15 protein-coding genes are annotated in these 13182 nt (G+C 38.1%); all 15 read left to right on the plus strand.

Annotation, left to right across the window (positions count from 1 at the left end; genetic code table 11):
• Window positions 1-34 precede the first annotated feature (34 nt).
• A complete protein-coding gene (locus ACQKOF_RS01090) occupies window positions 35-1003 on the plus strand; it encodes a flagellar hook-basal body complex protein (RefSeq protein WP_427552844.1) in 969 nt (322 codons plus the stop codon).
• A gap of 114 nt (window positions 1004-1117) precedes the next feature.
• Window positions 1118-1339, plus strand: a complete 222-nt coding sequence (locus ACQKOF_RS01095; protein ID WP_049668748.1) for a flagellar FlbD family protein — start codon at window positions 1118-1120, stop codon at window positions 1337-1339.
• Window positions 1329-1757, plus strand: coding sequence for a flagellar basal body-associated protein FliL (gene fliL / locus ACQKOF_RS01100; RefSeq protein WP_427552847.1), 429 nt, complete (start codon window positions 1329-1331; stop codon window positions 1755-1757). Before ACQKOF_RS01095 ends, fliL begins: the two co-directional genes overlap by 11 nt.
• A gap of 31 nt (window positions 1758-1788) precedes the next feature.
• Window positions 1789-2784, plus strand: coding sequence for a flagellar motor switch protein FliM (gene fliM / locus ACQKOF_RS01105; RefSeq protein ID WP_427552850.1), 996 nt, complete (start codon window positions 1789-1791; stop codon window positions 2782-2784).
• A complete protein-coding gene (gene fliY / locus ACQKOF_RS01110) occupies window positions 2777-4015 on the plus strand; it encodes a flagellar motor switch phosphatase FliY (RefSeq protein WP_427552853.1) in 1239 nt (412 codons plus the stop codon). The genes fliM and fliY overlap by 8 nt, the downstream gene beginning before the upstream one ends.
• A 21-nt stretch (window positions 4016-4036) precedes the next feature.
• Window positions 4037-4399, plus strand: coding sequence for a response regulator (locus ACQKOF_RS01115; protein ID WP_049668450.1), 363 nt, complete (start codon window positions 4037-4039; stop codon window positions 4397-4399).
• A 4-nt stretch (window positions 4400-4403) separates the two neighbouring features.
• Window positions 4404-5078, plus strand: a complete 675-nt coding sequence (locus ACQKOF_RS01120) for a flagellar biosynthetic protein FliO (RefSeq protein WP_427552856.1) — start codon at window positions 4404-4406, stop codon at window positions 5076-5078.
• A complete protein-coding gene (gene fliP / locus ACQKOF_RS01125; RefSeq protein WP_427552859.1) occupies window positions 5075-5740 on the plus strand; it encodes a flagellar type III secretion system pore protein FliP in 666 nt (221 codons plus the stop codon). The genes ACQKOF_RS01120 and fliP overlap by 4 nt, the downstream gene beginning before the upstream one ends.
• Window positions 5741-5753: 13 nt before the next feature.
• On the plus strand, window positions 5754-6023 hold the full coding sequence (gene fliQ, locus ACQKOF_RS01130; RefSeq protein ID WP_337991288.1) for a flagellar biosynthesis protein FliQ: 270 nt from the start codon (window positions 5754-5756) through the stop codon (window positions 6021-6023).
• 4 nt (window positions 6024-6027) lie between these two features.
• Window positions 6028-6804 carry a flagellar biosynthetic protein FliR gene (gene fliR / locus ACQKOF_RS01135; protein WP_427552862.1) on the plus strand — a complete coding sequence of 259 codons (777 nt, stop codon included), beginning with the start codon at window positions 6028-6030 and terminating at the stop codon, window positions 6802-6804.
• A 1-nt stretch (window position 6805) separates the two neighbouring features.
• Window positions 6806-7894 (plus strand): flagellar biosynthesis protein FlhB, encoded by a 1089-nt coding sequence (flhB, locus tag ACQKOF_RS01140; RefSeq protein ID WP_427552865.1) that lies wholly within the window; start codon window positions 6806-6808, stop codon window positions 7892-7894.
• Window positions 7895-7917: 23 nt separating this feature from the next.
• The gene (gene flhA / locus ACQKOF_RS01145; protein ID WP_427552867.1) at window positions 7918-9951 is read left to right on the plus strand and encodes a flagellar biosynthesis protein FlhA; all 2034 of its coding nucleotides are present in this window, start codon (window positions 7918-7920) and stop codon (window positions 9949-9951) included.
• Window positions 9948-11144, plus strand: a complete 1197-nt coding sequence (gene flhF, locus ACQKOF_RS01150) for a flagellar biosynthesis protein FlhF (protein ID WP_427552869.1) — start codon at window positions 9948-9950, stop codon at window positions 11142-11144. Before flhA ends, flhF begins: the two co-directional genes overlap by 4 nt.
• Window positions 11141-12016 carry a MinD/ParA family protein gene (locus tag ACQKOF_RS01155; protein WP_427552871.1) on the plus strand — a complete coding sequence of 292 codons (876 nt, stop codon included), beginning with the start codon at window positions 11141-11143 and terminating at the stop codon, window positions 12014-12016. Before flhF ends, ACQKOF_RS01155 begins: the two co-directional genes overlap by 4 nt.
• Window positions 12017-13171 carry a protein-glutamate methylesterase/protein-glutamine glutaminase gene (locus ACQKOF_RS01160; RefSeq protein ID WP_427552873.1) on the plus strand — a complete coding sequence of 385 codons (1155 nt, stop codon included), beginning with the start codon at window positions 12017-12019 and terminating at the stop codon, window positions 13169-13171.
• The last annotated feature ends 11 nt before the right edge of the window (window positions 13172-13182 follow it).

The raw sequence follows: 13182 nt of genomic DNA on the forward strand, positions 1-13182 counted from the left end.
GCATACAATTAATAGACGAAGGGAGAACGACATTATGTTACGTTCTATGTATTCTGGTATTTCAGGTTTAAAAAACTTCCAAACGAAGCTGGATGTAATTGGGAATAATATTGCTAACGTTAATACAGTTGGTTTTAAAAAGGGGCGTGTTAATTTTAAAGACTTAATGTCTCAAACACAGGCAGGCGCATCAGGGTCTACTGCAACGCGTGGAGGTGTAAACCCGCAACAAGTAGGTTTAGGTTCACAATTAGCAGCTATCGATACTATCCACGGTGGCGGATCCTTACAAAGTACAGGGCGTGGCCTAGATTTTGCTGTTGAAGGCGATGGTTTCTTTATGGTGGCTGATGCGAATGGCGCTCCAGACGAAACTACAGGATTTATTGATGAAGATGGATTCAATAACACGTTATTTACACGTAATGGTATTTTCTACATGGACAACAATGGCTACCTAGTTAATGCCGATGGGAAATATTTAGTTGGTGTAACGGCTGGCGATGAGATTGTTATTGAGAAGGATGATACAGGTATTGCACCGGATGATGCACCAAATGTATCTGGAGATGATGGTGAAAACTTATTTGATGATGCTGGGGAGTTAACACCTGCTGAGGGTGATTTAGGACCAATTCGTATCCCGACAACAGCTAAAGAGGTAAATATTGGAGCTGATGGTAAGGTAACTTATGTAGATTTAAATGGTGATCTACAGTGGGCTGGACAATTGGTGATGGCTAAATTCCCGAACGCTGGAGGTCTTGCTAAAGTAGGAGGCAATTACTATCAACAAACTACAAACTCGGGTGCAGCTTATGCACAAGTAGCTACAGTAGCAGGTATGGGTAAAGTTGTTCAAGGAGCGGTAGAAATGTCTAACGTAGACCTTTCAGAGGAGTTTACAGAGATGATTGTTGCACAACGTGGTTTCCAAGCAAATACACGTATTATCACAACTTCTGATGAAGTTCTTCAAGAGCTTGTAAATTTAAAACGCTAAGTAATTTGTAAGTAAGAAATACCAGTTAAGATTTCAAGGTGCTCAAAACTAACAACATAATTTCATATGAGGGAGGGTCGGGCCGGCTCTCTTGCTAGACCCGGCCCTATTTCAATGATTGAACTAACACGTTTAAATGGCAAAGCATTTACATTGAATGCTTTATACATAGAAACGGTCGAATCTTTTCCAGATACGACCATTACATTAACGACTGGAACAAAAATCATTGTTTTACAAAGTGAAGATGAGGTGCGACAAAAGGTAACAGCCTTTTATAAAAATATACAAATACTATCAAACCCGCATCTACGAGGTGAAGAAGATGAAGAATAACAAAATGTTAACGATGATTATCATCGTGCTAGTAGCAATCATACTTATCGGGGGTATTTGCTTTGTATTGTTTACCCAATTTAATAAACCAGCAAAGTCTCTTGAGCCAACCATTGATGAAATCGTAGAAGCTTTAGTTGAAATTCCAGAAATTACAACTAATCTAGCTGATAACAAAATTGTACGCTTTTCGTTAAAAATTCAAACATCAAGTAAAGATGCAGCTGCTGAATTAACGAAGCGTGATTTCCAAGTGAAAAATATTGTTATTGAAGAGCTTTCCGAAATGGAGCAAAAAGATTTAGAAGGTAAGCAAGGGAAGCAAGTCTTCCAAAAATCATTAAAAACAAAAATTAATGAATTGATGCAAGAGGGAGAAGTTCAGGAAGTTTATTTTACCTCCTTCATCACCCAATAAAATAGAAACTGCTTGAAATGGAGGTGGGCAAATGGCAGGAGATGTGTTATCTCAATCCGAGATAGATGCGCTGCTTTCCGCAATATCAACCGGGGAAATGTCAGCGGACGACATAAAAAAAGAGGACGAGGGGCGCAAGGTTAAAGTGTATGACTTTAAACGAGCACTACGTTTCTCAAAAGATCAAATCCGAAGTTTGACCCGAATACATGAAAATTTTGCACGATTACTGACAACTTTCTTTTCTGCACAGCTGAGAAGCTATGTGCAAATTACTGTTGCATCAGTAGACCAAATACCATTTGAAGAGTTTGTACGTTCGATTCCGAATATGACACTCATTAATGTGTTTGAAGTGCCACCATTAGATGGTAATATATTGATGGAAATAAATCCGAACATTGCCTACTCGATGTTAGATCGTTTAATGGGCGGTAGTGGGGCGAGTCATAGTAATGTAGATAACTTAACAGAAATAGAAACTAAAATTATGACAAACCTTTTTGAACGTTCATTCGACAATTTACGCGAGGCGTGGGAAAATGTTGCGGAAATTGATCCAATTTTAGTAGAGCTTGAGGTCAACCCTCAATTTTTACAAATGATTTCACCAAATGAAACGGTTGTCGTTATTTCCTTAAACACGATCATCGGTGAGACAAGCGGTATGATTAATATTTGTATTCCGCATGTTGTATTGGAGCCAATTGTTCCAAATCTTTCTGTTCGCTACTGGATGCAGACAAATACAAAAGAGATGTCTCCAGAGCAAACAAAAATGCTTGAAACACGTGTGAAACAAGCACAACTACCTGTTTCCGTTGAACTAGGTATTACAGACATTACCATTGAGGATTTCCTCACAATGCAAATTGGGGATGTCATTCAATTAGAACAAAAAATTGAAGACCCATTACTATTAAAAGTTGGAACATTACCGAAATTTACAGTTCAACCAGGAAAGCAAGGCAAAAAATTAGCAATCCAGATTATCGACCCTTTGAAAGGAGGAGACGAAGATGAGTGATGAAATGCTCTCCCAAGAAGAAATTGAAGCGTTATTAAGGGGCGAGACGTTGGAAGATAAAAACAGCGACACTGAAGCTTCAACAAATGAGGATATTAATGATTTAAAAGTAGAGGATTACCTTGATTCGTTTGCGCAAGATGCGTTAGGTGAGGTAGGGAATATATCATTTGGTAGCTCTGCCACAGCCCTTTCAGCGTTATTAGGTCAAAAAGTAGATATTACTACCCCAAGTATTTCAATGATTAACCGTAATAAATTAGAAGAGGAATTTCCTCATCCTTATGTAGCCGTACAGGTTGAATATACAATCGGGTTAACAGGTATGAATTTACTTGTTATTAAGCAATCCGATGCAGCGATTATTGCTGATTTAATGTTAGGTGGAGATGGCTTAAATCCGAAACCAGACTTAGGTGAAATTCAGCTAAGTGCTGTTCAAGAAGCTATGAATCAAATGATGGGTTCTGCAGCCACTTCAATGTCGACAGTATTTAATAAAAAAGTGGATATTTCTCCACCTACTATTGATTTAATGAATATTTCTCAAAATGAAGGACGAGAAAATATTCCTGAAGATGATTTACTCGTAAAAGTATCCTTCAGATTGAAAATTGGTAATTTAATTGATTCGAATCTAATGCAATTATTACCGCTGAAATTTAGCCAAAACATTGTGAAGTCTCTATTAGGAGAAACGGAATCAATCGAGGAACCTGTTGCTGCAACAATAGCACCTGAAGCGCCAGTAGCGCCGACGCCTGTACAACCACAGGCGTCTATGCAACCACAAGCACCTGTAACACCACCGCCTGCGCAGCCAGTATATCAACAGCAGGCAGCGCCTGTGCAGCAACCAATGTATCAAGAGCAACAACAGATTCCACAAGCAACAAGACCTATTCAACCGGTCAATGTTCAACAAGCACAGTTTGCTAGTTTTGATCCAAATGTTATCTCGCAATCTGAAGCTAGAAATTTAAATATGCTACTTGATATTCCATTGCAAGTTACTGTAGAGTTAGGACGTACAAAGCGTTCTGTAAAAGAGATATTAGAACTATCTAGTGGTTCGATTATTGAACTAGATAAATTAGCTGGTGAACCAGTTGATATTTTAGTTAATAGCCGTTTAATCGCTAAGGGTGAAGTCGTTGTTATTGACGAAAACTTCGGTGTCCGCATTACAGATGTTTTAAGTCAAGCAGAGCGTTTAAATAATTTAAGATAGTTTCAATTGGAGGAGTTAACCATGTCTAAAAGAATTTTGATTGTAGACGATGCTGCATTCATGCGCATGATGATCAAGGATATTTTATCGAAAAATGGATTTGAAGTTGTTGGAGAGGCAGCTGATGGTTTACAAGCTGTTGAAAAGTACAACGAATTAAAGCCAGACTTAGTAACAATGGATATTACCATGCCAGAAATGGACGGTATTGCTGCTCTTAAAGCAATTAAGGGTTCAGATCCAAATGCAACTGTAATTATGTGTTCAGCAATGGGACAACAAGCAATGGTAATCGATGCAATTCAAGCTGGTGCGAAAGACTTTATTGTTAAGCCTTTCCAAGCTGATCGTGTAATTGAAGCGATTCAAAAAGCTCTAGGATGATCGAATGAAAATGTTAAAATCATTTCGTCAAACGATGATTTTCGCATTTCTTGTATCCTTCCTGTTTTTGTACCCTACATCGACTCCTGTGTATGCAGACTCTAACACGAATATGGTAAACGACTGCATCACTAAAGGAGATTGTAAAGAAGATAATGCTCCAGCTGCTAAGCAAGATTCAGATTCACAAGCAGCTGGAGACATATCTGCATGGGAATACATAAAAATGGTTTTGGCGCTTATTTTTGTTGTAGCTTTATTTTATGGGTTAATGAAGTTTTTAAATAAAAGAAATTTAAACTTTCAGCGTAATCAATTAGTACAAAATTTAGGCGGTTTATCGTTAGGTGCTCAAAAGTCAGTACAACTATTACAAGTAGGTAAAACACTCTATTTAGTGGGGATCGGTGAGGATGTCCAACTATTACGTGAAATTACTGATCCTGAGGAAGTTGCAGCACTTTTAGCACTTTATAATGAACGACAAGAACTTGCAACAACATCACCGTATATTGCAGAAGTATTTTCTAAGTTTAAGAGAAAAAATAATGAGAGTTCACCAACACAGCAAAAACAAGGCTCTTTTGGTGAGCTATTTGAAAAAAAGATTTCCGAAATTAAACAGGAGCGCAGTGAAGAACTGGGGAAATGGAAGCAAAAGGAGAATGATGATAAATGAATGATGTAATCAGTGTTTTTTCCAACAGCGATCCGACCAATGTCTCTAGCGCTGTGAAGCTTCTCTTATTGTTAACAGTTCTATCACTGGCACCGAGTATTTTAATTTTGATGACATCGTTTACACGCATTGTTATAGTGCTTTCGTTTGTTCGTACTGCGTTGGCGACACAGCAAATGCCACCAAACCAGGTCATTGTAGGTCTTGCCTTGTTTTTAACTTTCTTTATCATGGCCCCAACATTTCAAGAGGTCAATAAAGAGGCATTGCAGCCATTATTTTCTGAGAAAATCGGAATTGAAGAAGCGTATGATCGTGCCAGTGTGCCGTTTAAAGAGTTTATGAGTAAGCATACAAGGCAAAAAGATCTTGATTTATTTTTAAAGTATAATAAGGCAGAAAAGCCAGCATCTGTAGAAGAAATTCCTCTTACAATGTTAGTGCCTGCTTACGCATTGAGTGAGATTAAAACAGCGTTTCAAATTGGCTTTATGATTTTTATTCCATTCCTAGTAATCGACATGATTGTCGCAAGCACTCTAATGTCGATGGGGATGATGATGTTACCACCGGTTATGATTTCATTGCCGTTTAAGATTTTATTATTTGTACTCGTTGATGGTTGGTATCTAGTGATGAAATCATTACTACAAAGTTTTTAGGGGATGATACAGTATGACAGGTGAATTGGTTATTTCAATTGCAGAGCGTGCCATTATGATTATCCTTCTAACAAGCGGTCCGCTACTATTAGTTGCTTTAATCACTGGTTTAGCGGTAAGTATTTTTCAGGCAACAACATCGATTCAAGAGCAAACATTAGCATTCGTTCCAAAAATCATCGCTGTATTAGCTGCTATCGTATTTTTCGGTCCTTGGATGTTATCACAAGTGACTAGCTATGCGAGAGACATTTTTGAGAATTTAACGCGTTATATAGGGTGAGTAGATGAATGAATTAATCCCGCATTTTACGGTTTTCTTATTAGTACTTGTGCGCGTATCGGCATTTTTTGTCACTGTGCCTTTTTTCTCGTACAGAACGATTCCGCCACAAGTTAAAATAACTCTCGCATTAGTTTTAGCTTGGATGATGTATTATACAATTGACGTCGAACCATTTGTATTTAATGGTGATTACATACTTTTAGTGATGAAAGAAGCGCTCATTGGACTGTTACTCGGTCTAGTAGGCTATATCATCATGTCGGCAATTCAAATTGCCGGAAGCTTTATAGATTTTCAAATGGGTTTTGCCATTGCCAATATTATTGACCCGCAAACAGGTGCACAAAGTCCATTGATAGGACAATTTTTTAATACGCTAGCAATACTCTTTCTTCTTGCTATAAATGGACATCATATGATTCTCGATGGAATTTATTATAGTTATCAATTCTTACCGATGAATCAAGGATTTCCTAATTTCGCAAATGACAATTATATAGAGTTTATCATTACAACATTTACAGCTGTTTTTGCGATTGCCTTTCAAATGGCGGCTCCTGTTGTAGCAACTTTGTTTTTGGTCGACTTGGCGCTAGGAATCACAGCGAAAACTGTACCACAATTAAATATATTTGTTGTTGGTTTTCCTATTAAAATTGGCGTTAGTTTTCTAGTGTTATTCACAATGATGGCTGTAATGGTTCAAGTGATACAAAAGCTAATTACAATTATGATATATGCTATGCGTGACTTAATGGCTATTTTAGGTGGTGGATAAAATGTTGCTACTGCTGGATTTAGATTTACAGTATTTTGCGGGAGAAAAAACGGAAAAGGCGACGCCCAAAAAACGACAAGATGCTCGAAAAAAAGGTCAGGTTGTCAAAAGTCAGGATATTTCCAGTGCGATTGTCATGCTCATGGTATTTATCTTTTTATATTTCTTTGCAGGTTCACTGCGAGACGATCTTTTAGCTTTTTTTAGGCAAACTTTTATTCATAACATACACGTAGAATCACTAACAATTGATAGTGTGATGCGCTTATTTACAGAAACATTGGCGCAAATGGCTTTTATTATTGTTCCAATTATGGGAATTGCATTTGTTGGAGCATTGGCAGGGAACTTGCTACAATTCGGTTTTCTATTTACATTAGAGCCGATGAAGTTTGATTTAAAAAAAATGGACCCGATCAAAGGGTTGAAAAAAATATTTTCTGTTAAAGCCATTATAGAGCTTCTAAAGTCAGTATTAAAGATTGGCTTCATCGGTGGCGTTACGACAATTATAGTTTGGACGAATTTACCAGAAGTTTTGGCGTTATCCTTTAAAAGTCCATGGATAACTCTTATTACAGTGGGTAAGCTTGTCGGTATCATGGGGATTGCTGCTTCGCTCGTCTTACTTTGTGTATCCCTTTTAGACTGGATGTATCAAAAACATGATTACGAAAAAAATCTTAAAATGTCTAAGCAAGATATTAAAGATGAATATAAAAATAGTGAGGGCGATCCGCTGATAAAATCGAAAATCAAGCAACGCCAACGCGAAATGGCGATGCGTCGAATGATGTCAGAGATTCCAAACGCCGATGTTGTCATAACAAACCCAACTCACTATGCGATTGCCCTCAAATATGATGAGGAAAGTATGGATGCCCCACGCATTGTTGCCAAGGGTACAGACTTTATCGCTCAAAAAATTAAACTGATTGCGAAAGAACATGACGTAATTATGGTTGAAAATAGACCATTAGCACGAGCAATGTACGATCAAGTAGAAATCGGCGATCAAGTACCAGAAGAGTTTTTCAAAGCAATAGCAGAAGTGCTTGCTTATGTTTATCGAATTAAGCGGAAAATTTAAAGCTTTTTGTAGGAGGGACACAAATGAAAGTTCGCGATATAGGGGTTTTAGGTGCGGTTATTTTAATCGTTGCGATGCTCATCATTCCTCTTCCTCCGTGGATGTTAAGTTTCTTAATCGTCATTAATATTACATTAGGATTAATAGTACTGTTAACAGCAATGAGTATGAAGGAAGCGTTAGACTTTTCTATTTTCCCCTCAGTTATTTTATTGTTAACTTTGTTCCGACTCGGACTGAGCGTTTCTACAACACGTGCCATTTTAGCCAAAGGTGATGCTGGTGCTGTTGTTGAAACGTTTGGTGATTTTGTAGTCGGCGGGAATGTACTAGTTGGTTTAGTTGTATTCTTAATTCTTGTGTTAATTCAGTTTATCGTTATTACAAAAGGAGCGGAGCGTGTAGCTGAAGTAGCAGCACGTTTCACACTGGATGCGATGCCGGGTAAACAAATGAGTATTGATGCTGATTTAAATGCAGGAATTATTTCTGAACGGGAAGCACGTGAACGACGCGAAAAAGTAGCGGGTGAAGCGGACTTCTATGGAGCGATGGATGGTGCCACAAAGTTCGTAAAAGGGGATGCCATTGCCTCAATGGTCATGGTTATTATCAACTTATTATTTGGTATCATCATCGGTGTTGTGCAGATGGATCTTCCGTTTGCAGATGCAGCAAATCATTTTTCTAAGTTAACGGTTGGGGATGGTATTGTCTCGCAAATTCCTGCGCTACTTATCTCTACAGCGACAGGGATTGTTGTAACACGTGCATCCTCTAAAGGTAGCCTTGGTGAAGATATTACAGGACAGTTATTTGCTCAAGCAAAACTACTTTATGTAGCGGGTGGAACAATACTTTTACTTGGATTTTTCACACCTATACCCCTCTGGATAACACTTCCAATTGGTGGTTCACTAATTGCTGGTGCTTATATGATGGATCATAAAAAACCAGAGGATGAAGAAGAATTACTTGAAATTGAGGAAGAAGTGGCAACAGACGGCATGAAGAGCCCTGAAAACGTTGTGAATTTATTAAATGTGGACCCAATCGAGTTTGAATTTGGCTATGGTTTAATACCGTTAGTAGATGCTGCTCAAGGCGGCGATTTATTAGATCGAGTCATTATGATACGTCGACAGTTAGCATTAGAATTAGGGATTGTCATTCCGGTTGTCCGTATTCGCGATAATATTCAATTACAACCAAATGAATACCGAATTAAAATAAAGGGTAACGAAATGGCACGTGGGGAACTTCTGCTTGATCATTATTTAGCAATGAGTCCAGGAGATGATGATTCCATCGAAGGAATTGACACAGTTGAACCGTCATTTGGCTTACCTGCAAAATGGATTACTGAGCAAGTTAAAGAGGATGCCGAAATGTTCGGCTACACAGTTGTTGACCCACCGAGCGTTGTGTCGACTCACTTAACAGAAATGATTCGTGCAAATGCTTATGAATTACTCGGTCGTCAAGAGACGAAGCAGTTAATTGATCATTTACGTGAAACGCATCCAATTTTAGTCGAAGAGTTGACGCCTACACCGTTATCGACTGGGGAAATTCAAAAAGTACTGGGTAAACTTCTACGAGAAAATGTTTCTGTCCGAAACTTACCAATTATTTTCGAGACGCTAGCAGACTATGCAAAATTAACGAGCGATACCGATGTATTAACTGAGTATGTCCGTCAAGCATTGGCACGTCAGATTACTTCTCAATACGTAGGGGACAGCACATCATTAAAGGTCATAACTGTTTCGGGTAGAGTAGAGAAAATGATTGCTGATAGTATTCAACAAACTGATCACGGAAATTACTTAGCGATGGATCCACAAGATTCTCAAACTGTCTTGGAGACTATTGCTGCAGAAGTAGAACGCGTTTCCTTTATGGAACAATCTGCTATTATCTTATGCTCTCCAGCAGTTCGTATGTATTTACGTCAACTAACGGAGCGTTATTTCCCGCAAATTCCAGTTCTATCATACAATGAACTTGATGCTACAGTTGAAATTCAAAGTGTTGGGGTGGTGAATGTTGAATGAAAATGAAAAAATATTATGCATCCTCCATACCAGAAGCGATGAAGCTTGTGCGTGCTGAATTAGGTGAGGACGCTGTCATCTTGAATTCAAAAGTAGTAATTACAAAAAAGTTTTTTGGAATCATTAAAAAGAAAAGTTTTGAGGTTGTTGCAGGGATTGATTCAATGGAGCCAAGTAATGCGGCTCCAGCACCTGCAGTTTTACCTATAACAACATCTAAAAAAGAAAATGTAAGGTTACAAGAGATTACGAATGCTGTGCAAGCTAAAGTACACCCAGTACAGCCACAGAATGATGCGCCCTTACATGAGGAAACCGGCATTTCTGAAGATTTGAGAAAGGAAATTGCAGATTTAAAATCTTTAATGCATTCCATGCATAAGAAGACTATCCAAGATCAATATCCCGATGAACTCTTACCCTTCATTGAATACTTAAGACAGCAGGAGCTAAGTGAGGAGCTCATCACAACGATTGGTGATGAGCTTTTTACGCATTTCAAAGAAGCGTCAGAAATCAATTTCTCTCAATGTAAGATGATTACGAAAAATTTATTGCGCAAAGAGCTAGAGGATCTCCCAATCGGGGGCTTATCCTATGAAAAAAAATATATTAATGTTTTAGGTCCAACGGGTGTCGGAAAGACTACGACCATTGCTAAAATGGCAGCTAGAGCAGTTTTAGAAAAAAAGAAAAAAATAGGATTTATCACGACAGATACTTACCGTATTGCTGCAATTGAGCAATTAAAAACGTATGCTGGACTGTTGCAGGCTCCTGTTGAAATTGCCTATAATGCAACAGATTTTGAACAAGCAATCCACCGATTGGCCCATTTAGATTTAGTGTTTATAGATACAGCAGGCCGCAATTATAAAGAGGTAAAATATGTAGACGATTTACAGCGTCTCATAAAATTTGATGATCAAGCAGAGTCCTTCTTAGTACTTGCTATGACAACGAAAGAAAAGGACATGGCAAACATTGTAGAGCAATTTAAGCAATTACCAGTTGAAAAATTCATTTTTACAAAGATTGATGAAACAAATTCTATTGGCACAATGATTAATTTAATGATTAAATATAATAAAGGACTTGCTTACTATACTAATGGTCAAGAAGTACCAGAAGATATTGAAGAGGCTGATCTAGAAGCAGTACTAAATTTATTTTTCCAAGGTGAAGAAAAATGAGAGACCAAGCTGAAACATTACGCTTGAAAATGTTGGGGCAGCAGGGCGAATTAGGTAGGGCAATTGCGGTTGTAAGCGGCAAAGGTGGGGTTGGTAAAAGTAACTTCACTATGAATTTTGCAACTACATTGGCCAATAAAGGGAAAAAAGTTGTCATCGTTGATATGGATATTGGTATGGGCAATATCAATATTTTAATTGGAAAAAATGTTTCTTATAGTTTGAAAGATTACTTGGAAGGAAATAAGTTACTAGATGAGGTAATATTTGAAGGTCCTTACGATTTAAAGTATATTTCAGGTGGGTCTGGTATGTCGGGCGTCTTAGAATGGTCAGAGGAACTGTTTGAACGACTCATTCATGCATTTGAGCAGCTTCAAAAAAACTTTGATTACATCTTCTTTGATATGGGAGCAGGGGCTACTAGCTGGTCATTAGATTTGCTAGCTTCAATAGATGAAATCATTGTTTTATCAACAGCTGAGCCAACTTCTATAACAGATGCATATTCAATGATGAAATACATTCATATGCGAGATCCAGACAAGCAGTTCTATATACTCTGTAACCGTGCTTATAGTAAAGAAGAAGGACTGGAAACCACTGAACGCCTAAAGCGTACGATGAAACGTTTTTTGGACAAAGAGGTTACGATATTAGGCTCATTACCTGAAGATTCTGTTGTGCGTAAGGCTGTGCGAGAGCAAGTACCTTTTTCACTTGCTTATCCAGACGCACTTATTACAAAAACACTTCAACTTATAGTGGCGCGTTTTATGGAACACCGTGCGGAGGAAGTTCATGCACATGATCAGTCAGCGGGTAAATTCTTAACTAAATTAAGAAGTATTTTTTCGAAAGGACGTGATTAATTGGACTTTTTACATAAAAGCAAGCTATTAGTTGTTGATGATTCTGCTTTTATGAGAAAGCTAATTAGTGACTTTTTTGTTGACAACTCGAAGGTTGAAGTAGTTGGAACAGCACGAAATGGGAAAGATGCGATAAAAAAGATTCAATCATTGCAGCCAACAGTTGTGACAATGGATATTGAGATGCCTGAAATGAATGGGCTGGATGCTTTAAAAGAAATTATGACTATATGTCCAGTACCTGTTGTTATGCTCTCTAGTACTACTCAACGAGGAGCAGAAAATGCCTTATCAGCAATTGAATTTGGGGCAGTAGATTTTGTCGCGAAGCCTAGTGGAACGATTTCTCTTGATTTACATAAAATCCAAACCGAACTTGTCCACAAGGTTGAACAAGCATCATTGGTACCTATTTCAAAATTAAAGAAACCTTCTGGTAGTAAAAGACAACAAGAACAGACATTAAAAGCGAGTACCATTAGAAAAGAATCACTTAGTGAAGGTAGAGTGACTCCTCCTGTCAATGTTTTTCCGACAAGGGCAGAACTATCAAAGCCATATGTGGAATGGAGTAAAGTAGGTCGAAAAATTGTACTGATAGGTACTTCCACTGGCGGACCTAGAGCATTACAAGAAGTAATTACAAAAATCCCAAAATCAATTCAAGCACCAATTTTAATTGTCCAGCATATGCCAGCAGGATTTACAAAATCTCTTGCTACTCGTCTGGATCAATTGAGTGAGATTACGGTAAAGGAAGCTGAGCAAGGAGATATTCTCCAAAACGGAGTGGCGTATATTGCACCTGGTGGGTATCATTTAAAACTTAGAAAAGTAGGTACCTCCTTTGGCATAGTCCTTGATAATAATGAACCACCTAGGTCTGGACATCGCCCTTCTGTAGATGTGATGTTTGAAGATGTGAGTCAATTTACAGATTTTGATAAAGTGGCAGTTATTATGACAGGTATGGGCCAAGACGGCTCTAACGGACTAAAAGCACTAAAAAGTACTGGAAATGTGATTGCAATCGCTGAGTCAGCCGAAACTTGTATAGTGTATGGTATGCCGAAAGCAGCAGTGGAAACGCAACTTGTCGATGAAGTAGCAGATGTAGATGATATTGCACAAACAATAATGAAATATTTGCCTTAAAGGGGTGTCCT

Origin of the sequence: Lysinibacillus sp. NPDC093190, from assembly GCF_050280425.1 — a bacterium.
Classification (GTDB): Bacteria; Bacillota; Bacilli; order Bacillales_A; family Planococcaceae; genus Lysinibacillus.

What these genes read in the sequence shown, in the direction of transcription:
- fliP (WP_427552859.1), top strand. Translation starts at nt 5,075, where the DNA reads ATGAATGATGTAATCAGTGTTTTTTCCAACAGCGATCCGACCAATGTC.
- fliM (WP_427552850.1), top strand. Translation starts at nt 1,789, where the DNA reads ATGGCAGGAGATGTGTTATCTCAATCCGAGATAGATGCGCTGCTTTCC.
- ACQKOF_RS01115 (WP_049668450.1), top strand. Translation starts at nt 4,037, where the DNA reads ATGTCTAAAAGAATTTTGATTGTAGACGATGCTGCATTCATGCGCATG.
- fliQ (WP_337991288.1), top strand. Translation starts at nt 5,754, where the DNA reads ATGACAGGTGAATTGGTTATTTCAATTGCAGAGCGTGCCATTATGATT.
- flhA (WP_427552867.1), top strand. Translation starts at nt 7,918, where the DNA reads ATGAAAGTTCGCGATATAGGGGTTTTAGGTGCGGTTATTTTAATCGTT.
- ACQKOF_RS01090 (WP_427552844.1), top strand. Translation starts at nt 35, where the DNA reads ATGTTACGTTCTATGTATTCTGGTATTTCAGGTTTAAAAAACTTCCAA.
- ACQKOF_RS01120 (WP_427552856.1), top strand. Translation starts at nt 4,404, where the DNA reads ATGAAAATGTTAAAATCATTTCGTCAAACGATGATTTTCGCATTTCTT.
- ACQKOF_RS01095 (WP_049668748.1), top strand. Translation starts at nt 1,118, where the DNA reads ATGATTGAACTAACACGTTTAAATGGCAAAGCATTTACATTGAATGCT.
- fliY (WP_427552853.1), top strand. Translation starts at nt 2,777, where the DNA reads ATGAGTGATGAAATGCTCTCCCAAGAAGAAATTGAAGCGTTATTAAGG.
- fliL (WP_427552847.1), top strand. Translation starts at nt 1,329, where the DNA reads ATGAAGAATAACAAAATGTTAACGATGATTATCATCGTGCTAGTAGCA.
- ACQKOF_RS01155 (WP_427552871.1), top strand. Translation starts at nt 11,141, where the DNA reads ATGAGAGACCAAGCTGAAACATTACGCTTGAAAATGTTGGGGCAGCAG.
- flhF (WP_427552869.1), top strand. Translation starts at nt 9,948, where the DNA reads ATGAAAATGAAAAAATATTATGCATCCTCCATACCAGAAGCGATGAAG.
- fliR (WP_427552862.1), top strand. Translation starts at nt 6,028, where the DNA reads ATGAATGAATTAATCCCGCATTTTACGGTTTTCTTATTAGTACTTGTG.
- flhB (WP_427552865.1), top strand. Translation starts at nt 6,806, where the DNA reads ATGTTGCTACTGCTGGATTTAGATTTACAGTATTTTGCGGGAGAAAAA.